This window comes from Pseudomonas sp. NPDC089569 (assembly GCF_050280625.1).
Classification (GTDB): Bacteria; Pseudomonadota; Gammaproteobacteria; order Pseudomonadales; family Pseudomonadaceae; genus Aquipseudomonas.
Map to the genome: position 1 here is coordinate 22,269 of NZ_JBNNVQ010000037.1, position 24,631 is coordinate 46,899.

14 protein-coding genes are annotated in these 24,631 nt (G+C 56.7%); 6 read left to right on the forward strand and 8 right to left on the reverse strand.

The features are described 5' to 3' along the window. Positions 1-55: 55 nt before the first annotated feature. The 6 genes from ACQKP2_RS16420 to ACQKP2_RS16445 all read right to left on the reverse strand — a co-directional run bounded on the left by ACQKP2_RS16420 (position 56) and on the right by ACQKP2_RS16445 (position 7,157). On the reverse strand, positions 56-1,261 hold the full coding sequence (locus ACQKP2_RS16420) for an SGNH/GDSL hydrolase family protein (protein ID WP_427577874.1): 1,206 nt from the start codon (positions 1,259-1,261) through the stop codon (positions 56-58). A gap of 59 nt (positions 1,262-1,320) precedes the next feature. Continuing rightward, positions 1,321-2,247 carry an FkbM family methyltransferase gene (locus tag ACQKP2_RS16425; RefSeq protein WP_427577875.1) on the reverse strand — a complete coding sequence of 309 codons (927 nt, stop codon included), beginning with the start codon at positions 2,245-2,247 and terminating at the stop codon, positions 1,321-1,323. Then, entirely contained in the window at positions 2,244-2,924 is a 681-nt protein-coding gene (locus tag ACQKP2_RS16430; RefSeq protein ID WP_427577877.1) for a 6-hydroxymethylpterin diphosphokinase MptE-like protein, read from the reverse strand. Before ACQKP2_RS16430 ends, ACQKP2_RS16425 begins: the two co-directional genes overlap by 4 nt. Next, on the reverse strand, positions 2,911-3,876 hold the full coding sequence (locus ACQKP2_RS16435; protein WP_427577878.1) for a hypothetical protein: 966 nt from the start codon (positions 3,874-3,876) through the stop codon (positions 2,911-2,913). The genes ACQKP2_RS16430 and ACQKP2_RS16435 overlap by 14 nt, the downstream gene beginning before the upstream one ends. Further along, positions 3,860-6,028: a glycosyltransferase gene (locus ACQKP2_RS16440; RefSeq protein ID WP_427577879.1), complete on the reverse strand. Its 2,169-nt coding sequence runs from the start codon at positions 6,026-6,028 to the stop codon at positions 3,860-3,862. Before ACQKP2_RS16440 ends, ACQKP2_RS16435 begins: the two co-directional genes overlap by 17 nt. 193 nt (positions 6,029-6,221) lie before the next feature. After that, positions 6,222-7,157 (reverse strand): KpsF/GutQ family sugar-phosphate isomerase, encoded by a 936-nt coding sequence (locus tag ACQKP2_RS16445; RefSeq protein WP_427577881.1) that lies wholly within the window; start codon positions 7,155-7,157, stop codon positions 6,222-6,224. 346 nt (positions 7,158-7,503) lie between these two features. On the opposite strand from ACQKP2_RS16445, the gene ACQKP2_RS16450 reads away from it, so the two are divergent. From ACQKP2_RS16450 to ACQKP2_RS16475, 6 genes are read left to right on the forward strand one after another with little or no spacing between them, the layout of a single operon-like run. Further along, complete coding sequence (locus tag ACQKP2_RS16450; RefSeq protein WP_427577882.1) at positions 7,504-9,534, forward strand: capsular polysaccharide biosynthesis protein; 2,031 nt, start codon at positions 7,504-7,506, stop codon at positions 9,532-9,534. Beyond that, positions 9,534-10,793: a capsule biosynthesis protein gene (locus tag ACQKP2_RS16455; protein WP_427577884.1), complete on the forward strand. Its 1,260-nt coding sequence runs from the start codon at positions 9,534-9,536 to the stop codon at positions 10,791-10,793. Before ACQKP2_RS16450 ends, ACQKP2_RS16455 begins: the two co-directional genes overlap by 1 nt. Continuing rightward, positions 10,790-11,566 carry an SDR family NAD(P)-dependent oxidoreductase gene (locus ACQKP2_RS16460; protein ID WP_427577886.1) on the forward strand — a complete coding sequence of 259 codons (777 nt, stop codon included), beginning with the start codon at positions 10,790-10,792 and terminating at the stop codon, positions 11,564-11,566. Before ACQKP2_RS16455 ends, ACQKP2_RS16460 begins: the two co-directional genes overlap by 4 nt. Continuing rightward, complete coding sequence (locus ACQKP2_RS16465) at positions 11,559-13,121, forward strand: LTA synthase family protein (RefSeq protein WP_427577888.1); 1,563 nt, start codon at positions 11,559-11,561, stop codon at positions 13,119-13,121. The genes ACQKP2_RS16460 and ACQKP2_RS16465 overlap by 8 nt, the downstream gene beginning before the upstream one ends. After that, positions 13,114-13,740: a GNAT family N-acetyltransferase gene (locus ACQKP2_RS16470; protein WP_427577889.1), complete on the forward strand. Its 627-nt coding sequence runs from the start codon at positions 13,114-13,116 to the stop codon at positions 13,738-13,740. The genes ACQKP2_RS16465 and ACQKP2_RS16470 overlap by 8 nt, the downstream gene beginning before the upstream one ends. Then, a complete protein-coding gene (locus tag ACQKP2_RS16475) occupies positions 13,737-15,164 on the forward strand; it encodes a capsule biosynthesis protein (RefSeq protein ID WP_427577891.1) in 1,428 nt (475 codons plus the stop codon). Before ACQKP2_RS16470 ends, ACQKP2_RS16475 begins: the two co-directional genes overlap by 4 nt. A gap of 471 nt (positions 15,165-15,635) precedes the next feature. Here ACQKP2_RS16475 and ACQKP2_RS16480 read toward each other — a convergent pair whose 3' ends face one another. Together ACQKP2_RS16480 and ACQKP2_RS16485 are read right to left on the reverse strand one after the other, a co-directional pair. Beyond that, positions 15,636-16,982: an aminotransferase class I/II-fold pyridoxal phosphate-dependent enzyme gene (locus ACQKP2_RS16480; RefSeq protein ID WP_427577893.1), complete on the reverse strand. Its 1,347-nt coding sequence runs from the start codon at positions 16,980-16,982 to the stop codon at positions 15,636-15,638. Positions 16,983-16,991: 9 nt separating this feature from the next. Then, a complete protein-coding gene (locus ACQKP2_RS16485; RefSeq protein ID WP_427577894.1) occupies positions 16,992-24,539 on the reverse strand; it encodes an SDR family NAD(P)-dependent oxidoreductase in 7,548 nt (2,515 codons plus the stop codon). Positions 24,540-24,631: the final 92 nt, after the last annotated feature.

A 24,631-nucleotide genomic window follows, 5' to 3' on the forward strand; every position in this document is an offset into this window, starting at 1 on the left:
AAAATGCCAAGTACTCCACAAAGGGCCTTGGCAATTACAATTAACAACACCCACCCTATTTTTGTATAACCTCAAGCACAATGTTGTTCACAGCAATAATGCACTCTTCATCGAAAGCCCTTAGACCAACACGAACTTTTTGCACGTTGTCAGGCAGCGTAAAGGGTATCGAAAACTGCTGCCTACGATCCGCCATCAAATCCACATAAAAATGCCAACCTGATGACCTTGAGAAAGAATATTTATGTTCTCTTGAAAACTCAGGCTCTTGATCAAACTCAACTTGCAACACTAAAGCCTTGTGCTTGCGAACAGACTTTGTTTCACAATCAATATTAAGCGAAACGATAAAATTTGGTAAATCCTTGCATACAAGATCCTGCCAGGCCAACCAATACACACTGGAATAATGTAAATCAACATCAGTTGCACTCATTGAGTGCGAAAAACGCACATCATTCTCAGTCGGCAGCGATCCCTTTATACAATCAAAAATGCTTTTGGCAGCGACAGATGCCCCAATATGACTAACATGAAGCTTATCGTAATAATAGATATCATTCTTCATGATCAGCTTATCCAAATCGATAAGCGCAACACCTTCTCTATAAGAAAAATTTCGCACCCTGGAATTAATGAGGCTTAGATCCTCATTACTTTGAATCTCAGGATAAGTACAAACGTAAAAATCTATTTTATGAAGCTTACAAATAAAATTCATAACTTTTAGATTATCATCAAGCTGGGCAATATTTTCACCCACAGAAGACTTGGTCCAACTCTCGCCCAAATTCTCCGGAACTAAATTTCCATGAAATTTGCTGCGATTACTGTAACCACCCTCGTACCTCAAAGCCGCCAGATCATTGGACGATGTGACAAATACGACTACTTGAGGCTTGTGATAGACAATCTTGTTCAACAATAAATTTGTAGCATGTAAATTAGTAGTGCCTGAAACACCAGCGTTCAATACTTGAAAATCATAGCCATTCGCCAAAAGCATTCTTTCAAGTTGCGAAGCTATCCTCTTGTCTTCGTCAATGTATAGATTCTCCACAAACGAATCTCCCATCAACACTATTTTTCGGGAAGATTGCTGATGAGTACCACTAAGAATGTACCCATCCACATCAGTTCTTACGATGTAAGAAGTACTTTTATCAAGGCGCGGCCGAACATTTAAGTATGAATCATCAGGAGTATAAACTTTGTACAAACCAGGCTGAAATTCCTTTAGTCTTATTTGTCGCTTCAACATCGTCACACTCTCGAAAACACTATAGATATTTATATTATGGCCAAACTCATTCCCACAAACTAATCGACCACAACAACTTCAAACCCTGGAAGCAGACTGAGCAATTCAGCATGACTCTTTGCGCTGATAAATGTATTGTAATCTGGAGGTTCAATAGTAACCGGTGGCGTCAAGTGCTGAAATATCTTCATGGATGACTCGAAAATCTTATAGTACTTGTAGCCCAAAGAATCAAAGAAAACAGCGATATCATCAGCTTTAGCAGTTGGCAGAAACTCACATATTATATCCGGCAAGTAATTGCAAATTACTTCTTTAGCACCGCCTATTATTAGATGCTCAGCGCCCTCTGCATCTATCTTCATTAGCCCAACGCTGGAAATGCCATTCATTTCAACAAAGGAATCAAGTGATAGAGATCTGACTTTCTTTGTCTCATGTGGAGTACGAGCACAGGCATCAGGAACCGTTGAGGAGCCTGAAACCAAAATATCCTGCCCAGAATAAACAAGTAGATCTATTTCCGCATTACAATCCGAGACAGCAAAATTAAAACAACTTATATTCGCAGAGGAATTTGCAGCCTTGTTTATCAATAATCTTGAGTAAACTCGATCCAGAGCTTCAATCGCATAAATTTTCGACTTTGGGCTGGCTTTCGACGCTGCAAGCGAATAAACACCGGAGTAAGCTCCTATATCAATAATATTCGCACTTTTTCGTGCTAACGCCGTCCATAACTTTAGACTAGTACTCTCATAGGCGTCCAAACCTCTCCAAAAATACGCTTGCGCAACAAAATCGTCGTTATTGCTGAACATCGTAAAAGACGGAACGCCTGATATCTCTACATCAACAAACCCATACCAAGGCAAAGCTTTTGGACTTGTCAACTGATCCAAAATATTTTTGGGGACATCATTGATATACTGGAGGGCATTTTTTAAGGCAAGCGCACCCGCATTTTTTGAATTTATGATATTCATACGATATCAGCGCTACGCTTTACCGCCTGTTCAAAAGGGACGTACTCGATATAAGGGCGCAAAAACGATATCTCACTGCAGTTGACCAATTTTTTGCCCTCAATCTCAAGTTGCTCACCAGCATTCACAATGTTCCAAATCTGAACACTAGTGAAACTATCCTCTAATTGAGGATTGGTTTCTCTGTAGAACCTAGGAGACTCCTCCTGATACCTCAAATCACACCCAAGCAAATATATTTCAGATACGCCTAAATAATACGCCAGTTGAATCGCGAGCATCGTCGTCGTACAGCCAAAGAAATAACCTGCATGGAGATTTCTAGAGAATCCGTCGCGCTGCAATGCTGGAATATAATACGTAGGGTTAGCCAACGCATTGTGATCGACTGCTTTTAGCTCCGACCTCAAAATTCGAATTGTTTCTGGATGAAGAGCCGTGGTCGCCAGCTGTCTTTTTTCTGGATGAGTAATAAAGCGCGTATCAGATAGTACGTAGTAATCGGAATGGAAGCCATGTGCAGATTCCAAGAGAGTGGACGCATTCATTCCAATTGTTAATTCATTCTTGAGAATGGACAGGTCTTCCTTTGCGATTGAAGGCCCATTCGCCAAAATAAAGGCCCGACGACCAGCCTCTTTGTTTTTCAACGACTTCACACTATTAATTAATTTCATATGCTTTATCGAAAACCGCTGCCATTTTTTCTGGAGTAAGGTGAGTTTTGAAGAACTCTATACTTTGCTCTTGGAGTTGAACGGTTCTCTGCCAATCATTGGCAAGCTCCTCCAGCAAACTTGCTATGCTTTCGCCAGTCGCGTATACAAATGGAGGAAATTCCCCGCCTGTAAAGTTCGAAAACACAGCCTTACAGAAAAAATCTGCCCTATTAACAGTAACGTTGCCTGCCGCCAACCCCTCAATTGAAACCTGATGAAACCCACCGGTAGCTATTTCATCGATAGTGACATGACATGACTTTCGCATAGCCATCAACGTTTTCGGCGCAACTGGCTCGGTAGGAATTATCGCTTCGATTTTCCCTAACTTCACAAGTGCGTCTATCGCAACATCAAGTTTTTCAACATGCTTATTATTCCATCTTCCAGGGCGGAGATGAGTCGGACTAAATATCACGCGAAGCTTTTGATCTTTTTTTCGAGGAGAAAAACTCGGAATATCATGAATAATATTCGGTACAAAGATATGATCTTTGTGAATTCTCGGTTGAAATTGCCCAACAACCAAATTACTACTAAAAGGCAAGCGTATTTCAGAATGTCGCGGCAAATATAGTGGCCCCTCCCTGAGAGGCGAATGCGCTTGATAAAAATAACGAGCACTTTGATTACTATTAATCAATCGCTCAGCCCACGCGTCCGGTATATCATTATGTACATGTATTATGTCAGCCGCGCGTATCGCGGCATCAATGAACGGTTTGGTAAATTCATCTTCCAAAATATACTCTTCTATGAATTTACCAGCTAGCGGTCCTTTGACTGGATAGTCGCTTAATGCCACCGCAATCGAGTCATGACCGTTCAATCGCTGCGCAAGAGCAATCTTTGACGGCGCTGCCACTAAAGGGGTTTGGGAAATGTGGACAATTTTATACTTCCTTGACATCAAACAGCCCTCCATCCATCAAAAATGCTTCAATCAGGTTCGTAGCTGGATGGCCCGCTTCCACCGCTTCGCAAAGATTGCGATAACGCATATAGGCTGACTCAAGCACTGCTATACCTACGACCGAATGTGAAATTTTTTCGTAAACATCCATCATTGTTTTAGAACTTGCAAATTCAGTTTTTCTTATCTTCAGTATTCCTTGATGATGACGCTCATCAAAGTTAGCGAAATCTGCTTTGTCGAATGCGCATACTCCCCCTATATGCAAAGGCAGAAGCATATCCCGCTTCCGGGGAAAGCCCTCCTGCAGAATTCGCCGCATAGCCAGCGAGATTCCGTCCACAGATTCAATTCTAATCACACGCCGAAGCTTTCTGTTCCCTGTATCTTCAGCACTCATTGATATGACCCCATCCACAGCGTCCGGATCAATAATTAAATCATTGCGTGTTTTTATCAAAATTATTTTTTGTTCCACCCCTGCATAGCGTAATGCATTGCATACATTGCTTGGGGCGTTCAACAAAACAATGAAATTCAGGAGAGACAGACTATTTTTATTCTTAACATCAATTCGGTTAACAATCGACAATGCCGATTGCGTTTCGGAAACGCTAAACCTCCCAAATTTCATTCTTGAAGAATTCACATACTTGAAATCTTCGAACTCATTCAGATCATCAACAATTTTTTTAACTAATGCTTCATCTTCAAGCTCGTGGTGCATAAATGCAGTTGAGTATCCCGCCGGTTTCGACTCCCCCACTCTAACTTCTATTCGCGAACTTTCATCTATTACTACGCAATAGTCTCTATCGGGGAATGCGCCGCTTGACTCAGCAGAAAGCCCTGAATTAACCAAAGGTCCTGCCAAGTCTTGCACCGGCTGACTTGCGACCTTAAATTCCGGGTGTTCTTTAAATTCCTCCCGAAGTACCAGCAACCGCTTTAGCTTCCGTTCAGAGATTTTTTTGCGCAGATACTTTGCCTCTGACGAATCACGAAAGAAGGCAACCGGATTCAAAAAGAGTTTTTTTGTTTTCCTGATAAATGCTGAATTTTTCTTTTTTTTCATTTTTTCCTGCTGGCTTTCAACCAACTCCCTTAAATATTTTTCTACACTTCCGTCAGGACGACGAATAAAATTATTGTTGCCAGCGCCTCCGGCAAGCAGCTCCGTAGTCCCCCCACGAAAGGCGAAATTTAGATCATCAGATACATTACCCTGATGACCTTTCCATGGCTGCTTAAGGCTACTCTCTATTTTCGATACAAAAGATTCAATACTCCCAGAGGGCACAGGAATCAAATTTGGATTCCCATCAAAATATTCCACTACACCCAGGTGCTGCCACAGCACAACTTTACAGCGATATGCTAGAGCTTCTATTGCCACCATAGAGGCTGTTTCAAATATACTGGGGACCACCACAAGTTTTGAGAGCGAATAAATTTCACTCTTCTGCATTGAACCACCATCAAAGAATGTAACATTACCAAAGGAGTCCAGAATCTGATTTTCTGTTGGCGGGCATACAATCGCAAACTTTAAATATGGAAGCCTTGAAACTATGTCAGCCAGATAAGTTATTCCCTTAAGCCGCTGAAACCTCCCTACAAACGTCACATCAAATTTTTGTGTGCGGTTGGCCCCCGAATTTATCTTCGGCGCTGGATTAGGAAAGGCGCATGGGATTTTATCAAACTTGAATAACGCACAGCTTGCAAAGTAAGCAGCCCATGACGGTGAACTGAGATAACGAGCACGAGAGATTTCCTTTTGCTCATTTCTAATGGCGTGCGAGGAATATGGCAGTCCCTGAACGATAGCACCCAAGCTCCTGGAGCAATGCAATCTTATATGTACGGGGTATGCGTCAGGCACCAAAAGTGTAGCAGCAAGAGACTCCGGAGCCTCAATACACAGAATATTCTTTTTAAAAGCCAAGATCTCAGCTTTCACTCTAACTCGAAAAGCCTCGATGCTTTCAAAGCTGCTTATCTTAATCACCTCCACTTGAAACCCAAGTGCAGACAATTGATCCACAGCTAATTTCACATACGTCGTGACGCCGCTGTCCGCTCGATTGAAAGGATCGATAAATATGTATGTTTCACAATTAGAACTAGCCAATTGAAATCCTTTCATCGACTCAGCAGCCACCGCTACCTTATGGTTGCCCAGGCAAACATCTTCAAATTTAACTAAAGGACAAACTAAATCCCCAGATCTGTTGCTTGCCCTTCAAGACTGACTTTTAGTAGAAACAATTATTACTGAATTACCACCACACAGACTTCATTGTTCCGAACATCGGATCAGGTATTGCAAGCAAAAATACTCAGTCAAAAATCTCCACAACCCCCACCACCTCATCACTCCCCTGCGCCGTCACCAGCAACGCACGAATCTTGTGGTCCAGCATATAAGCCTCGGCCTCACTCAACTGTGCATTGGCTTTTACGGTGTGCGGGTTGGCCGTCATGAAGCTGGCGACGCTTTCGTTCACTACACCCGGATTGCCCAGCAATGCGCGGCGCAGGTCGCCGTCGGTGACGATGCCGACCAGTTTGTCGTTGTCCATGACCAGGGCAAGGCCCAGGCGGCTGGAGGTCATGACCAGGAGGCAGTCATGGAACGAGGTGTCGCGGGTGACTTTGGGCAGGTTGGTGTGCATCACGTCGCTGACGCGGGTCAGCAGTTTGCGACCGAGGCTGCCGCCGGGGTGGTAGCGGGCGAAGTCCATCGGTTTGAAATCCAGGGCGCTGATCAGGGCGACGGCCAGTGCATCGCCCATGGCCATGGTTGCCAGGGTCGACGTGGTGGGTGCGAGGTTGTTTGGGCACACTTCGCGCTCGACGGAGATGTCGAGCCAGATGTCGGCGTGTTTGGCCAGCGTGGATTGGCCATTACCGGTCATGGCGATGATTTTGTTGCCGAAGGACTTCAGGCTCGGGATCAGCTTGATGACTTCTTCGGTTTCCCCGCTGTAGGAAATCAGAATCAGGACGTCTATCGGCTTGAGCATACCGAGGTCGCCGTGGAAGGCTTCCGCCGGGTGCAGGAACAGGCTTGGAGTACCGGTAGAGGCGAAGGTGGCGACCATTTTCTGGCCGATCAAACCGGATTTGCCCATGCCGCATACGGCGGCGCGGCCTTTGCAACCGAGGATCAGTTCAACTGCGCGTTGAAATTCGCCATCCAGGCGCTCTGCAAGTTGGCTGATGGCTTGCGCCTGGGCACTGAGTGCTTCTTTGGCAATGGGAAGGTGATTCATGGGGGGACGCCTATCGTTCCTTGATTTGAGGGCGCGTATGGTAGCGGCTCAATGCAAGTGAGGGAATGTAGTTGTTCGTCGCGCCCGCATCGAGGCTAAGCAGTCAAGCGCACAGCATAACGCCTGACGATCACTCATCAGTTTTTTTGACCTGTCAAATAGGCGATGTCAAAAAACCGTCACAACTGTAAAAAATTGTAGGAAATTCCCTACATTTTCTTAAGTGGCAACGTGCCATTTGTATTATCATTCGCGGCTAATTCGATAGCGCACTATCTACAGGCCTCCCCTTCTCGGCCTGGCATCAAAGTGCGCCCGCTATGGGCTATGGATAGCTGCTGTTTTTATGGACAATGTCGCTTCACCGCGTCGCTCTTTGCTGATTCTTTCCAAGGGCGCGCAACAGATACCTACCCTCCCTGCCTTGCTGCACGAATACCGGCTGCTGCATGGGAGCGTGCGCGACATTGCCCAAGCCGATGTTCTTCTCGCCTGGGGGCGCAAACCCAGCGCGCTGCGCGCTCGGACCGCGGCTGAAGAGGCCGGTTTGCCGCTGCTCACTGTCGAAGACGGTTTTCTGCGGTCCGTGGGCCTGGGAGCTGAAGACCCGCCGCTGTCGCTGATCGTCGACCCGGTGGGCATCTATTACGACGCCACCCTCCCTTCTCGCCTGGAACAGCTGATTGCCGTGCCGCTGTCGCAAGCACAGATGCTGCGTGCCCGTGCCTTGCAAGCGAGTTGGCGCGTGGAGCGCGTGTCCAAATACAACGGTGCGCGGATCGAGCCCTGTGTATGGCCGCAGCCGTGTGTACTGGTGGCCGATCAGACCCGTGGCGATGCCTCCCTGCAAGGCGCCGGTGCTGCCGATTTCGAGCGCATGCTTGAAGCTGCACTCAACGAACATCCGCAGTGCACGGTGCTGGTCAAGGTTCATCCGGACGTGGTGGCCGGGCGAAAACAAGGTCATTTCGAACTGGCGAAGCTGCGCAAGCACCCTCGGGTTCAGTTGATCAGCGAGAACGTTCACCCGGCCGAACTGCTGCAGGCCGTCCAGGCGGTGTACGTGATGACATCGCAACTGGGCTTCGACGCACTGCTGTGGGACGTGCCCGTGCACACCTTTGGCGTGCCGTTCTATGCCGGTTGGGGGTTGACCGTGGATGCCCTGCCCGCCCCCGAACGCCGCAAGCCGGTCACTCTTGAACAACTGGTGCATGCCGCGCTGGTGGAATACCCACGCTACGTTGATCCGGAAACGGGGGCGCCGTGTGATCCCGAAACGGTGATTGCTTGGCTGGGTCTGCAGCGAAGGATGCGCAGTCGCCTGCCCGGCGACCTTCAAATGGTGGGTTTCAGCAAGTGGAAGCGGCCGCTGGTTCTGGATTTTTTCAACGGCTCGTCAGTTCGTTTCCCAGGACGTTTTACCCCTCGAAATACCAATACATCGGTCATTACCTGGGGCTGTCAGCATGACCTTGCACTGAGCAAAAAAGCAGGCAAGCACCTTGGCCGCGTCGAAGACGGCTTTTTACGCTCCGTCGGCCTGGGCGCGAAGAAAACCCGTCCGCTGTCCTGGGTCTTTGACGACCTGGGCATTTACTACGACGCGACCCGCCCCTCGCGCCTGGAACACCTCCTGCAGAACGAACCGTGCAGTGCGCAGCTACTGCACCGGGCAGCGGCATTGCGCGAAGCGATCTGCACCGCTGGCGTCACCAAGTACAACTTGACCGGCACTACCTGGAAACGCCCCGCCGGTGTCGAGAAGGTGATTCTGGTTCCGGGCCAGGTCGAGTCCGACGCCTCGATTCACTACGGCGCGCACCGGATCCGGCGCAATCTCGATTTGCTCAAGGCGGTGCGCGAGCGTCACCCGATGGCCTGGCTGTTGTACAAGCCGCACCCCGAAGTACTGGCCGGCACACGCCAGGCCGGCGAAGACGAAGAACGAGCCGCCGATTGGTGCAGTCAGGTGGTGGGCGATGTGCCCTTTCACGAACTGTTGTCAGAGGTGGATGAAGTGCATGTGCTGACGTCGCAATCGGGCTTCGAAGCCTTGTTGCGCGGGGTGCCGGTGACCACCTACGGCCAGCCGTTCTATGCCGGTTGGGGTTTGACCCTTGATCAGGACCTGAGCGCCGAAGTCCGGGCGCGTCGCACCCGGCGCCTGAGTCTGGACGAGCTGGTGGCCGCGACCCTGATCCGATACCCGACTTATGTCAGCCGCATCACCCGAAAATTCACCACTCCCGAACGCACGTTAATCGAGATTCAAAACTGGGATGAAGCACCTACACAAGGAAGACCTCCAGCATGGCTAGAGATGATTCAGCGTTTACTCGGTGCCGCGTTGAAACCACGCCCAGGAAAATCGTAGTGCCTGCAGAGCACTCGCGACGTCCGGTTTCCGTGAAAGTACGCAACTCATTCCTGTTTCTGCAGGGTGTCAGTTCGCCGTTTTTCGCCCGCCTGATACAGGCACTGCGGGCCGAGGGCCAGTTGGTCAAGTCGGTCAACTTCAACATGGGCGACACCCTGTACGGCAGCGGCGTGCGGGCATTTTATTCGGCGCGCCCCGAACAGTTGATGGACTTCTACAGTCAATGCTTCAAAGCGGACCACATTACCGACGTGGTGCTGTTCGGCGATTGCCGCCCCGTGCATCAGCCGGCGGTGGAACTGGCCCGATCGCTGGGCATCCGCGTGCACGTGTTCGAAGAGGGCTACTTCCGCCCCTACTGGATCACCCTTGAGCGCAACGGCGTGAACAATCACTCACTGCTGCCCCGTGATCCAGAATGGTATCGGGAAGTCGGCAAGTACATCCCTCGCTATCAGAACGGCAATCCGTTCCGCCTGTCCTTTGCCTCCCGCGCCTTTCACGATGTGATGTACCACGTCGGGGGCGCACTGAACAAAGTGGTGTTCCCGCACTACAAGACCCATGCGCCATTCAACGCAGCAGTGGAGTATGCCGGCTACATTCGCCAGGGCATCCGCCTGCTCAATGCCAAGGGCCGCGATGCAGAAGTGATCAGTGAAGTGGCACGCAATCGCCACCGCACGTTTCTGTTGCCCCTGCAACTGGACAGCGATGCGCAGATCCGCGATCACTCGCCGTTCAAGCACATGAAGGATGTACTCAAGCACGTGATGGGCTCGTTCGCTCGCCATGCCGGCAGCGACACACGCCTGGTGGTCAAGAATCATCCCCTGACGCCTGGCATCGTCAATTACCACCGGATTACCCGACGCATTGCCCAAAAACTCGGTATCGCCGACCGCGTGGACTTTCTGGAAAGCGGCCACATGCCAACCCTGCTGTCCCACGTCGCCGGTGTGGTCACGGTCAACAGCACCGTGGGCGGTTCATCGTTGATGCACAACGTGCCGACCATCGCTCTGAGCGATCCGATCTACAACCTCAAGGGGCTGACCCACCAAGGTGGCCTCGACGATTTCTGGCACACACCGGAGCCACCCGACTCCACGCTGTTCCAGCGCTTTCGCAGCACCGTGATTCACACCACCCAGGTCAATGGCGGCTTCTACACGCGCTGTGGAATCGAGATGGCCGTGAACAACTCGCTGGAAGTACTGATGGCCAAGACCTCCAGGATTGAACGCTACTTATGACGTTGCAAAAAAAACCACGCTGCATCCTCATCACCGGCGCCACGGGTGGCATAGGCGGGGCATTGGCGCCTGCCTACGCAGCGCCGGGAGTGACGCTGATCCTGCAGGGCCGACGCACCGAGCGCCTGGAGGAAATGGCCGAGCAGTGTCGCGCCGCCGGCGCCCGGGTACTGCTTCACGCCCTCGATGTACAGGACCTGGAAGCCGTACGTGAGTGGGTGACCCGCATCAGCGAAGTCGAGCAGCCGGACCTGATCATCGTCGGTGCCGGGCTCAACACCGCGACCGGCCCGAATGCCGAAGATGAAGACTGGGCGTTGTCCCAGTCGGTGATCGAGGTCAACGTCATGGCCGCCATTGCCACCGTGCAGGCGGCGCTGCCAGCGATGCGCGCACGCAAGCACGGGCAAATTGCGCTGTTCAGTTCCCTCGCCGGCTGGCGCGGGCTGCCGGCCACACCCAGCTATAGCGCCAGCAAGGCGGCGATCAAGGCATACGGCGAGTCCATGCGCGACCTGGTCGCCGCTGACGGGGTGCGGATCAACGTAATCATGCCGGGTTATGTCGAGTCGAAAATGTGCATTGAAATGCCGGGACCGAAACCGCTGCTGTGGAACCCGGAAAAAGCCGCGCAACGGATTTGCCGCGGCCTGGCACTCAACCGGGCGCGAATCAGCTTCCCCTTCCCCTTGAACCTCGGATGCTGGGCCCTGGGCGTGATTCCCCCGCGGATGTCTTCTGTAATTTTGCGATGGCTGGACTACGGTGCCTGATTTTCTGAACAGTGCTTTTTGCTGGGTGATCCTGAGCGGTTTTTTACTTTCCTGCGGCATCGAAGCGTTGCTGACGCCAAGGCCGACCCTGCGCCGGCCGCTGCGCAGTTGGCTGCTGCATGCCGGGGCATGGCTGTTCGCCGTTGCCCTGCTTTTCGGCATGACCGCACGCCCCTGGTTCAGCGGCGTGAACGTACTGGCCCTGTGGCTGTTGATCGTGCTGGTGAGCAATTCGAAATACCATTCTTTGCGCGAACCTTTTGTCTGTGCCGACTTTGAGTATTTCAGCGACGCGGTGCGTTTTCCGCGCTTGTACCTGCCCTTCTTCGGTATCGGCAAAACCATCGTCCTGGCACTGGCGTTTGTCGCCTATCTGGCCTGCGGGATTTACTTCGAGGCCGTCGCCACGGATTCGCTATCCACGGCGGCCATGGCATTGGTCAGCGCCATGGTGTTGCTGATCATCGGCGCGCTGAAACCATTGCAACCCAGTTACGACGCCAGCCTGGATTTGCGTCGCTGGGGACTGGCCGCCAGTTTGTGGACTTACTTTTGCGCCGCCCGCCGCCAGGTGTCCGTCGACACACTGGGTTCGCCTTTCGCGATGCGCCCGTCTGCAAGGAATAACCCTTCTGGCATGGCACTGCCTGACTTGGTCTCGGTACAGAGCGAATCGTTTTTCGATGCTCGCCGATTGTGGCCGGGCATTCGCGAGCAGGTACTGAGCCAGTACGACCTGTTGCGCAGCGAAGCCAGGGCTCATGGCCGCCTGCACGTCGCTGCCTGGGGCGCCAACACCGTTCGCACCGAATTCGCTTTCCTGACCGGGATTGCCGGCGACAAGCTGGGCGTTCATCGTTTCAATCCCTATCGCCACCTGGCCCGCCAGGGCCTGCCCGGCATCGCAGCCGAGATGAAGCGCCGGGGCTATCGCACCGTGTGCATTCACCCTTACGCAGGCAGTTTCTACGGCCGTGATCAGGTTCTGCCGGCACTGGGCTTCGATGCGTTCATCGACGTGCGCGCCTTCAATGACGGGCAAAAGGCCGGCCCCTTCATTGGCGACTGTGCCGTGGCCGACAAGATCATCGAGCTGCTCGACGACGGTACCCGAACCCAACCCTTGTACATCCATGCCATCACCATGGAAAACCACGGACCGCTGCACCTGGAACAGGTTGAAGCGTCAGAAATGCCAACCTGGTTCGATCGCCCGCTGCTGGACGGCATGCGTGATCTGGCGCCCTATATGCGCCATCTGGGCAATGCCGACCGCATGCTTGGAAAGTTGCGGGACTACCTGCTGGCCAGCCCGACATCGACCGGGCTGTGTTTCTTTGGTGACCATGTACCGATTCTGCCCGATGTGTATGACGCGCTTGGCGCACCGGATGGCGATACCGACTACTTCATCTGGTCCAATCAGGCCGCATGCTCCATGCCGCCTCGCACCATGAGCGTGGATCAGTTGGCCATCCACTTCGTCGAACAACTTTCCAACGACCAGCCACCGGTCAGGAAAGCGGGCCAGGTGCAGACCGCCACCCATGACTGAGATCGACGCCAGGTCCGTTCGGATCACCCTGGGTTCCAGCCTGCCGGAACCGGATGAGTCGACACGGCGGATGATCACTTCGGGACGCAGCTCGCTGGCCTTCATTCTGGGTGATGAAGCCTGCCGCTATCGGCTGCTGGCAAAGTCGATCAATTGGGACCGGATTCTGATCGCCTACCGCGATTGCACCACGGTTGGCTACGCCGCGTTCAAGCACCATCGGCGCGGGCCTTTTTCGCCCGGCATCGGCCCTTTTTTGCACGAGTTCGGCCGGTTTCGGGGTGCGCTGCGCTACCTGCTGTTCGCAATCACCGAATATCGAGAGTGGTACTACGGTTTCTATCTCTATGGCTTGCACGTCATCAAGCATGCGCGGCATCAGGGCATTGCCAGTGCACTGCTCGAAGCGACGTTTGATCAGGCCCGACTGGCCGGCCATGACCGGGTAGAACTGGAAGTTCATTCGAAGAACCAACGGGCCCGTCGGCTCTATACGCGACAGGGGTTCATTCAGGCACGGACGACTCCCTTGAATTGGCTCGGCCGTCTTCTGCCCTTTCCCGCGGTGATCAGCATGCGCCGCTCGCTTGCACCTCTACCAGGAACTGCCAGGAAATGAATCGAACGGTCCCCCTTGAGTCACTGGTGGAAGGCCCCGGCTGGGTGGGCATCATGTCGCAATGGGTGATGTGGAAAGTCTTTCACCTGAGCGAGTTTCTCGACCCTGAAGGCCCTCCGCACTGGTTGTGGCGGCGTGGTCAACAACGGCCTGAAGGGCTGAAGGCGATTTCCGGGATCGGCTATAAACGTTCATCCGATCATGCGCGGGTTTTGTGCAAGCGCTGGGGCATTCCTTATGTGGCGCTGGAGGACGGCTTTTTGCGTTCCTCTTCGCTCGGTGTGGAAGGTGACACCCCGATGTCGATGGTGGTCGATCCCATCGGCATCCACTACCTGGCCGATCGCCCGTCGCTGCTGGAAAACATTCTGCAGGCCCCACAAACCCTGACCGCTGCAGAGCTGGAAACTGCCCGGGCCTTGATTGCCCTGATGCGCAGCAGCGGCATCGGCAAATACAACAATGCGCCGGACCTGAGTGACGACGATCCCCTGGGCCGCGACAAGCCACTGGTCCTGGTCGTGGATCAGACATACGGCGACTTTTCAATTCCTGGTGGCGGGCTTTGCGAAGCGGACTTTATCACCATGCTCGATGCGGCCCTGAGGGAAAACCCGGACGCCGACGTGCGAGTGCGGATTCATCCCGACTGCATCAATGGCCACAAGAAAAGCTGCCTGCTCGATGCGGCCCTGGCGCGCGGTATTGCGCTGGAAAGTCGCCATGTGTCCTGGGCCTCACTGGCGCGTCGGGCTCGCAGGGTTTATGTCGGTACCAGCCAGGCCGGGCTTGAAGCCTTGATACAAGGTGTTCCGGTGACCTGCTTCGGCTTGCCGTTCTATGCCGGCTGGGGGCTGACCAATGATCGTCTGGACATTCCCCGTCGGCAGGCAAGACCCACTCTGGAACAGCTGGTCGCTGCGGCGTACATCCGTTATTGCCGTTATGTCGACCCACTGACGGACCAGCGCTGCGATGTCATGACCGTGGCACACCAACTGGCCCGGCAAAAACACCAGGACAGCCTGTTCGCCGGCAACGTGACGGTGCTCGGCGTGCCCCGGCACCAGCAGCCGACAATGCGCCGACTGCTCAAAAGCCGCTGGGGCCGCCTGACGTTCGCTCGCGACAGTACCGGGTTGATATCGGCGATCGCTGGCGAAACCGGAAAGCTGTTGGTCTGGCACGCCAGCGAACCCACCGATCTGCAAAGCCGTGCCACGACCCATGACGTACCGCTCTGGCGCATCAGCCCGGGCGTACTGCATACACCGGCCGGGGACCCGCACCCACTGGTCCAGATTCGCGGCCTGCCGTGCAGTGCACAACAAGCCCTTGAGCATGGCGACCGCCCCAAGACCGGCCTGCTCGACAGCTGCCCCCGCTATCGCCAGATTCGCCGCTACCTCAAAGGGATGTTCTGATGACTTGCCGATACCTTGCATCGCGTTTGCAGGCCGGCGAAAGCGTTGCGCCGCATGACGTGAGGCCGCCTTCGTCGTAGGAGCCAGGCTTGCCGGCGAAGGCGTTTTTAATGGAGACGCATGACGCAAGACCGTCTTCGCGGGCAAGCCTCGCTCCTACAGGCGAAGGTGTTTTCAATAGCGACACATGACGCAAGACCGCCTTCGTCGTAGGAGCCAGGCTTGCCGGCGAAGGCGTTTTTATGGCCGACGCACGACGCCAAACCGTCTTCGCGGGCAAGCCTCGCTCCTACAGGCGAAGGCGTTTTCAATGGCGCCGCATGACGTGAGGCCGCCTTCGTCGTAGGAGCCAGGCTTGCCGGCGAAGGCGTTTTTATGGCCGACGCACGACGCCAAACCGTCTTCGCGGGCAAGCCTCGCTCCTGCAGGCGAAGGCGTTTTCAGGGTCGCCGCCTGACGCCAGGTCCCGGTTCAGAGCTTTTGCAGTTCCTGCACAACGATGGCGACGGTCTCGGTGATTTGCTCGGGGGTGTGCAGGCACGACAGGAAGAAGCGTACCCTGGCCGATTTTTCCGGCACGGCCGGGTGCAGGATCGGCTGGGCATTGATCCCGCGCTTCGCCAGGGCCCCGGACAATTGCGTGGCCTTGAGTGAACTGCCGGTGATGACAGGGATCACGGCCAGTCCGGTGCTGGTCCCGGTATCCAGCCCCGCTTCGCGTGCCAGTGCGAGAAACTGCTGCCCACGCGCCTGCAAGGTCGCCACGCGCTCGGCGTCCCGGGCCATGCAGCGCACCGCTGCCAGAGCCGCTGCGGCCACCGGTGCCGGCATCCCGACGCTATAGAGAAAACCCGGCGCCATGAATTTCAGGTGTTCGACCATCGCCGACTCGCCTGCGATGTACCCACCGCAACTGGCCAGGGTCTTGCTCAATGTGCCCATCCAGATATCGACATCGCTGCCGGCCAGGCCGAAGTGCTCGCGAATCCCCTTGCCATTGGCGCCCATGACGCCCAGCGAGTGGGCTTCATCAACCATCAAGAACACCTTGTGCCTGTTCTTCAGTTCGACAAAGCGCGGCAGATCGGGGTAATCGCCGTCCATGCTGTAGATGCCTTCAAGCACCACCAGCACCCGTTCGAAATGCTGACGCTGCTCGCCGAGCAGGCGATCGAGGGCTTGCCAGTCATTGTGGGGAAACCCGAGGCGTCGCGCGCCGGACAACTGAATCCCTTGCAGCACACTGTTGTGAATCAGCTCATCGTGAATCACAAGATCCCTTGGGCCGAACAGGTAACCGATCGTGGTGACGTTGGTGGCATGGCCGCTGACAAACGTGATGGCATCGTCCACTTCATACAGACGCGCCAACTCGGCTTCCAGCTCGCGATGGATCGGCCGGTCACCGGACACCAGCCGACTGGCCGACACTGACGTACCGTAATGATCGATGGCAGCCTTGGCCGCTTGCGTCACCACCGGATGCCCGGAATAGCCCAGATAGTTGTAGCTGGCAAAGTTCACATAACGCTGCCCCTGGATCGTCGTCTCGGCGCCGGCCAGGCTGTCATGCAGCTTGAAGAACGGATTGGCCAGGCCCAAGCGCGCCGCGCCGTCATGCATGATCCGCAGCTGCTGGTAACCTGGATGCTGATCGAAGCGATAAAACTGCTCCGGCACCACGGTGCCGCGATTGACGTCTGCCAGGGACGCAGGCGGTGCACCATCGCCGGTCTGTCGCAAGCGCCGCTCCAGCGCTTGCTGGATCAGCTTGTCTTTCATCGAGGCGCCAAGCCCTGGTGAACTTTTCGAGGTCATAGTCAGTGGTCAGTTGATCAAACGGGTCATTCGGGAATCAGCGCTACGCACATCTTCGCTGACCAGGGCCAGTTCGGCCTCGGACAACTCGACGCCATGGCGCACCATCGATTCGGCGGTGCGTGTCTGCAAGCTGTCCCCGGTATCCTGGCTGCCGCGCAGCAATTCGAGAATGCGCACAGCCAGCCTGGAAATAGTCGACGACTCACCGAGTTCCATCACTGGCAAGCGAATGCCGAAACGCTCCTCGACCGCCACCACCAGCTCCACACTCATCAACGAGTCCAGCCCCAGTTCGTGAAGGGGCCGGCTGCCGTCGAGCTTGTTGGTCGGCATACGCAGGATTTCGCTGATTTCCTGCTTGAGCATTTCGGCAAACAGCTCGGTGAGCTCCTCGTCATTCATTTCCAGCAACAGGTGCTGGATATCTTCGACGTTGCTTTCTTCTTCCTGCTCGCCACTGTGCAGACGCGCCAGCTCACTGAACTTTGGCGTACCGGCAGCAGGCAGGAAGCGTGACAGTGCTTTCCAGTCCAGCTCCAGCACCCCGAGCCCTGAACGCTGCTGCAGCAGCAGGTTTTCCAGAACATCGAGTGCCGCTTGAGATTGCAGGGCCGCACCGCCCATGCGACTTTGCAGCGCGTCCTTGATGCCCTGGTTGCGGGCAAGAAACCCTGCATCGTCAATCGCGCCCCACAGCACGGCCGTGGCCGGCAAACCTTGCAGCAGGCGATGGCGGGCCAGGGCTTCGAGCCAATGGTTGGCCGCCACATAGTTGGCCTGCCCCGGATTGCCGAACAAGGTCGTCGCCGATGAGAACAGCACAAAGAAGTCCAGCGCCATGTGCGCAGTCAGTTCGTGCAGGTATTGCGCGCCTTTGGCCTTGGGTTCCAGTACCCGCTGCAGTTGTTCTTGCGAGAGATTGCGGATCAGGCCGTCATCGAACACGGTGGCCGCATGCACGATGCCGCGCAAAGGCACCCCGGAGGACTCAATGCTCGTCAGCGCGCTGCGCAATTGGGCCCTGTCAGTGATGTCACATGCCAGCGCCTGCACGTCGATCCCCTGCTCACGCCAGGCCGCCAGCGCCGGCTGCGCTTCTTCGGTGGCCGCACCACGCCGGCCAAGCAACGCCAGGCGACGCGCGCCTTTTTCCACCAGCCATTGCGCGGTGCGCAGGCCGAAACCGCTTAGCCCGCCCGTCACCAGGTAGGTGCCGTCGCCTGCCAGCTGCAAGGTCTGCGACTTTGCAGCCGGTGCGCGGAAGACTTGCTGGATCGGTGTGCGATAGGTGACCACGATCTTGCCGATCTGCCGTGCCTGCTGCATGTAGCGGAATGATTCGACGACATCGTTGGCATCGAATTCACGGTACGGCAGAGGGCTGAGGATGCCCTCGCGGAACAGCTGCATCATGTCGCCGAACAGACGACGGGTCAGGTCCGGACGCTCGCTCATCAACTGGTCGGCGTCGATGCCGAAGTAGCTGATGTTGTTGCGGAACGGTCGCAGGCCGATTTTGGTGTTCTGGTAGAAGTCGCGCTTGCCCAGCTCCAGGAATCGCCCGAACGGCTTGAGCACTTGCAGGTTGCGATTGATCGCCTCACCCGCCAGGGAGTTGAGCACCACATCGACGCCACGTCCCGCCGTGATGGCAAGAATATCGTCGGCAAAGGCCAGCGAGCGCGAATCGAATACATGCTCGACGCCGAGCAAACGCAGGAAATCGCGTTTTTCGTCACTGCCGGCAGTGGCATAAATCTCGGCCCCGCACCATTTGGCGATCTGGATCGCGGCAATACCGACACCGCCCGCAGCGCCGTGGATGAGGATCTTTTCGCCTGGCTCAAGGCGTGCCAGGTAGTGCAACGCGTAGTAAACGGTGAAGAAGGTACTCGGGATGGTCGCCGCCGCTTCGAAGGACATGCCCTCGGGGATTCGCGCCACCGCGTTGGCATTGGTGACCAGACGGTTGGCGAAGCTGGAGGGACCGAAACCGACCACGCGATCCCCCGGCTGGAAGTCACCTTCGACCTGAGCGCCCTTGCCCTGCACGATGCCGGCAAACTCGAAGCCCAGGGTCGGGCCGGAAAAGCCGTTCTCGATGGCTTCGTCCGACAACAGACCGAGCGCGTACATGACGTCGCGGAAGTTAAGACCGGTAGCCCGGACTTCGATGTCCAGCTGATCGCCTGCCGGCACCAGAGGCTCGTGGGCTTCCCAGCGCAGGTTGCGCAACTGGCCTGGCAGTTCAAAACCGAGGCTGACCTGTGCAGGGGGGTGTTGCCCGGTCCGACTGTCCAGTTGATCGGGGCGTACCCGCAGGCGCGCAACAAATCGATCGCCATTGGCACTCACGGCCAGTTCGGTTTCGTTATCGGCATTGAGCAGGGCCGGCAGCAAGGCTTCGACGCCGGCTCCCGGCGCGAGGTCGAGCAGACGAACGCGGCACCCCACCACTTCATTGGCCAGCGTGCGGCCAAAGCCCCACAGCGCGGCATCCGCCAGGGATGACAAGTTGCCAGCGACTTGCTCGGCAGCGGGCAGCAGATGCACCGCGGCACCTCGGGTCAGCAACCAGCAGTCGGGGCTCATGCCCGCCTGCTCGCAAGCCTGGGTCAATGCAGCGGCCAGCATGCAGCGTCCGGCCTGGTCATCCAGCCCTTCGCAGGCGAACAACCCGGAGAGCATCAGCACGTGCTGCGCAGCCTCGGCGGCGCACAGTTGCAGGGCCATGTCATGCGCCGACGCCGGCGCCAGCCAGGCAACGCTTTGCCCTTGTTCGCGCAAGGCTGAAGCCAGTTGCCGGGCGAAGGCGCCCTCCTGGCCCTGTTCGTCGGCCAGCAGCAACCAGCGCTGGGCTGGTACCGGCTGCGATTGCAATGCCATCGCGCCTTGGGCGTCAGCCAGCAGCACATAGCTGCCGCTGGACAGGGCCGGCGTCAGTTCCAGTGCCTGATTGACGCTCAAGCCATGGCGACGCAACTCCTGTTGCCAGAAATCAGGACGCTGCTGCAGCGACAAACGTAGCTGGTCTTGCCCGGTCAGCCACCAGGACGCTCGCGCACCGAAGACGAAATCCGCCCAACGGGCCGGATGCTGCGCCTGCAGCATCAGTTGACCACCTGCCGACAAGCGCGCCACGCCGTATCGCAGCGCTTCGCTGATGGACTCCAGCGGCGCCAGGTCGCTGGCGACCAGAATCAGGTCAAAGCTATCGGCGGGCACGGCCGGCAACTGCGCGGCATCGCGCAATTGGAGCAGGCGCAGGTCCGGGCAATCGGCCTGCAGCAAGCTGGCCGGCTCCAGATCATCAGCGCTGTACTGGAAGTCGATACGGTCAAAGTCCAGTTGCGCGCAGAGTTGTGCGGCGAAAGGCACGCCACCAAAGCCGAGTTCAAGGATGCGCAGACGCTGCCCCGCCGGCAGCACGGCCAGGCGCTGTTCGATGTGCTGCTTGATCGCGTCCAGCAGGGCTTGATGGCCGCTGGCCCCCAGTACCTGACGGGACAGGCGAGCTGGCGAGGTTTCACGGGGCAGCAGTGCTTCGATATCCACCACGCCATTGAGCAGGTCCAGCAGATGGATACCGATACGCCCCACCGAGTGGATTATCTGGAAATGCTCCGGATAGCTGCGAAACAGCTCCTGCCAGATGTCCCGGGTGCTCGGACGCTCCCCCTGATCGACCACCTGCCAGGCCTCTCCAAGAGCGATCAGGCTGCCATCGTCCAGTGCCTGTTCCAGGAGATGGTCCAGGTAGACGGACAACCCAGGCGCCTTGACGCGCCACTCGGCCCTTTGCGCAGCGCTGACCTTGCCACCCAGAGACTCGATGGCCTCCAGCAGGAAGCAACTGCACAAGCTGTCCAGCAGCGGGTCAACTTCCTGGCTGTAACGCAGCAATGCCGGCTCATTGGCCACCGTGGCCAGACTCTGCATCACGGTTTCGCGCAGCGGCGAGCCCGGTTGTGGCAGGGTCCGGACGGCCTGTGGATAAGGTTTGGCGATGCCGGCGAAATCCACCAGCTTCAGATCACCGCTACGATCCTTGTGCAACTTGACCGCGCGGAATCGCGCATCCTTGATGCACACCACGGCGCGCTGTCGGGCGTCGTACAGGGTGAAATCGGCCAGCAACGAGTGCTCCGAGCGGCGCACCAGGCGTACCTTCGCCAGGCACGGTGGCTCGCTGCCCGCCGCGAAATTGATCCGGCCCAGTTTTACCGGGATGAACGCCAGGTTGTCGCGTGCCTTCGGATCGCGGCCCAGCAATTGGGTAATCAGCTGGAAAGCGCTGTCCAGCAACGCCGGGTGCAAGTGCAAGGCTGCCAGTTCGGCGTCGATGACGTCCGGCGAGACCAGTTGTGCCAACACCTGATCGCCATCGATCCAGCCTGCCTCGATGGCCTGGTAGGCCGGACCGTAGTTGAGGCCAACGGCGCGGGTGAGCTGCAAATGTTCATTGCGCGTGAAGTCCGGGGCGCGATCGGGCAGTGCCGGAGCCTGTTCGCCCAGCAACACACCGCGGGCCTCGCCCGGCAAACGGGCAACCACGTGCCGCACCCAAGGCTCTTGCTGGGTTGTGCTGCGCGAGGCAACAGATACCGTGCCATCGCTGCTGTCGATCTGCACGCGCACGCGTTTGCTCGATTCGGCATGGAGCACCAGCGGACTGTGAATTTCCAGCTCTTCGATGTCGACGTACTCACCTGGCTGGTAGCACTGTGCAGCCGCCAGCATCAGCTCGGTGAATCCAGCCCCCGGGAAAAGCACCGCATCGCCGACCTTATGGTCCTCAAGCGACGGGAACAATTGCGTGTCCATGCGATTGTCCCAGGTCAGATCATGCCCTGGCACCGCATGCCCCAATAAAGGATGAGCCCGCTCCAGGTACAGCGCTCGGGACGATTCCGGCGTATCGCCGTGCCAGTGTCGCTCGCGCTGCCAGGCATAGTTGGGCAGGCGCACGAACCGGCCGGCGCTCGGGAACGGGCAGGTCAGGTCCGTTTCGACACCACTGATCAAAACCTTCGCCACGGCACGGGTGACCCACTGTGGGGCGTCGTCGCCACGCTTGAGTGTGGTGATGACCACGCCCTGCTGCTCGCGCACCGCCAGGGCATCGGCGACATAGCTGCGCAGGATCGCGTGCGGGCCGACTTCGACGAAAACGTTGAAGCCCTGCTCGCACAAGGATTCACTGGCGGACTGGAAGAGCACCGGCAAACGGATGTTCTGCCACCAGTACTCGGCATCCAGGCGTTCGCCGTCCAGCAAACCACCGGTGACCGTGGAATACAGCGGGATCCGGCTGGCACGCGGAGCGATATCGCGCAGTGCCTCGATGACCTGGTCACCAATCACGTTCATCGCTGGCGAATGGAAGGCGTAATCCAGGGCGAGCCGACGGACAAATACCTGGCGCTCGGCCAGCGCTTGTTCCAGACGCTCCAGGCCGGCCACGGAACCCGCCACGGTGGCGCCCTTGAAGCTGTTTTCACCCGCGACGACCACCTCGTCCAGCCCCAGCTCCAGCAACAGCTCAGCGGTATCGCCGGCAGACAGGCCAACGGCAGACATCTGCCCGGAGCCGGCCGTCAGCCCTTGCAGACGACTGCGGTGGTAGATCACCCGGGTCGCGTCATCCAATGTCAGGGCGCCACAGGCCCAGGCGGCGGCGACTTCGCCCACGCTGTGTCCCATCACGACCTGCGGTACCACACCCTGGCTGGCCAGCATGCGGGTGACGCCCACTTGCAGCGCGAACAAGGCTGGCTGGGCGATTTCTGTCAGGTGATAGCGGTCCTGCCCGTTTTCGCCTGCCAGTTCGGCGATCAGCGAGTAACCGGACAGCGCCTGGAACACCGCGTCGACCTCGGTCACTGCAGCATGGAACACGGGATCGGCGAGCAATGTTCTGCCCATGCCTTGCCACTGCGAGCCGTTGCCGGAGAAAACGAACACTGGCCCCTTGGCCTGATCCAGCGCGCGACCGCTTTCCACCACGGTACTCGGCACAGGGACGGACGGATCGAGGGCGAAATCCAACAATGCCTGCGCACTTCGCTGGCGATCGCTCTCGATCACCACCACGCGTTGCGGATGCAGGTCACGGCGCATGACGGCCTGATAGGCGACGTCATACAGGCTGGTTGCGGGGTTGCCGTCCAGGTATTGCGCAATGCTTTGCGCCATCGCCGCCAACCCGGCACCGTCCTTGGCCGTAACCAATAGCGGCACAGCCGTTGTCTCGTCTGCGTGCTGCACCGTTTCCGGGGCATGGCTTTGCAGGATGACGTGAGCGTTGGCACCGCCAAAGCCGAACGAGTTGACCCCCACCACCAAAGTGCCGCTTGGTTTGAGCGCGTGATTACGGGTGGCGACGTTGAGGTTCAGGTCGGCAAAGGGAATACGCGGGTTGAGATTCTTGATACCGATGGTGGCCGGTACCTGGCGTTCGGTGACGCAGTGCAGCGCTTTCATCAAGCCGGCGACACCGGAGGCGGCCTCCAGGTGGCCGATATTGCTTTTGATCGAACCGATCAGCAATGGTTTGTCAGCCGCCCGGACCTGCCCCAGAGCGATGCCGATCGCCTGGCTTTCGATGGGATCGCCCACCGGCGTGCCCGTACCGTGCGCTTCCAGGTAATCGATGTCGGCCGGCGAGATCCCGGCGCTGGCGTAGGCCTGGGTCATCAACGCTGCCTGGGCATCGGCGCTGGGCACTGTCAGGCCGGACTTGCGCCCGTCCGTGTTCACCGCACTGCCAGCAACCACGGCCAGAATCTGGTTGCCGTCAGCCACAGCCTTTTCGTAATCCTTGAGATAGAACAGCCCCGCCCCTTCGGAACGCACATATCCATCACCGGCTTCGTCAAAGACGTTACAGCGTCCCTTGCGCGACAGCATCGACGCCTTGGAGAAAATCAGGAAACCGAAAGGGTGCAAGTGCAAGCTGATACCGCCGGCCAGTGCCTGGTCGATATCCCCGCTTTGAATGGCCTGACAGGCCTGGTGAAACGCGACCAGCGACGATGAGCACGCGGTGTCGATGGCCAGGCTCGGGCCATGCAAGTCATAAAAGTAGGACAGGCGATTGGCTGCGATGCTGAATGTGTTGCCCGTGGCCGTCGAGGCATCCACCAGCGACAGGTCGTGAGACAAACGATAGGCATAGTCGGTGCTGGCGATGCCCAGGTACACACCGCATTGACTGCCGCGTACGCTCGATGGCTTGACCCCGGCGTTCTCGAACACTTCCCAGCCCAGTTCCAGCAGCAGGCGTTGCTGCGGGTCCATGATTGCCGCTTCGCGGGGGGAAATGTTGAAAAAGCCCGCATCGAATGTGGAAATATCACCCAGCGTGCCGGCAGCCAGGGTATAGGACGTACCCGGATTGGCCTTGTCTGGATGGAAAAAGGTATCGCGGGACCAGCGGGAAGGGTCGACCTGGGTGATGAAGTCCTGCCCGTCCAGCAGGTTCTGCCAAAAAGTCGCGGATGTGGAGCCGGGAAAACGGAACGAAGCCCCAATGATTGCAACTTTTTTACGCATGATTTTTTCCACCATTTATATTCTCAACGCAACCGCCATCACCTCGTGCGATGGTTGCGTCGAACGCTTCCGAGCGCTCAACAAGACGTTGA

What these genes read in the sequence shown, in the direction of transcription:
- ACQKP2_RS16435 (WP_427577878.1), bottom strand. Translation starts at nt 3,876, where the DNA reads ATGTCAAGGAAGTATAAAATTGTCCACATTTCCCAAACCCCTTTAGTG.
- ACQKP2_RS16480 (WP_427577893.1), bottom strand. Translation starts at nt 16,982, where the DNA reads ATGACCTCGAAAAGTTCACCAGGGCTTGGCGCCTCGATGAAAGACAAG.
- ACQKP2_RS16460 (WP_427577886.1), top strand. Translation starts at nt 10,790, where the DNA reads ATGACGTTGCAAAAAAAACCACGCTGCATCCTCATCACCGGCGCCACG.
- ACQKP2_RS16445 (WP_427577881.1), bottom strand. Translation starts at nt 7,157, where the DNA reads ATGAATCACCTTCCCATTGCCAAAGAAGCACTCAGTGCCCAGGCGCAA.
- ACQKP2_RS16440 (WP_427577879.1), bottom strand. Translation starts at nt 6,028, where the DNA reads ATGAAAGGATTTCAATTGGCTAGTTCTAATTGTGAAACATACATATTT.
- ACQKP2_RS16470 (WP_427577889.1), top strand. Translation starts at nt 13,114, where the DNA reads ATGACTGAGATCGACGCCAGGTCCGTTCGGATCACCCTGGGTTCCAGC.
- ACQKP2_RS16420 (WP_427577874.1), bottom strand. Translation starts at nt 1,261, where the DNA reads ATGTTGAAGCGACAAATAAGACTAAAGGAATTTCAGCCTGGTTTGTAC.
- ACQKP2_RS16430 (WP_427577877.1), bottom strand. Translation starts at nt 2,924, where the DNA reads ATGAAATTAATTAATAGTGTGAAGTCGTTGAAAAACAAAGAGGCTGGT.
- ACQKP2_RS16475 (WP_427577891.1), top strand. Translation starts at nt 13,737, where the DNA reads ATGAATCGAACGGTCCCCCTTGAGTCACTGGTGGAAGGCCCCGGCTGG.
- ACQKP2_RS16485 (WP_427577894.1), bottom strand. Translation starts at nt 24,539, where the DNA reads ATGCGTAAAAAAGTTGCAATCATTGGGGCTTCGTTCCGTTTTCCCGGC.
- ACQKP2_RS16450 (WP_427577882.1), top strand. Translation starts at nt 7,504, where the DNA reads ATGGACAATGTCGCTTCACCGCGTCGCTCTTTGCTGATTCTTTCCAAG.
- ACQKP2_RS16425 (WP_427577875.1), bottom strand. Translation starts at nt 2,247, where the DNA reads ATGAATATCATAAATTCAAAAAATGCGGGTGCGCTTGCCTTAAAAAAT.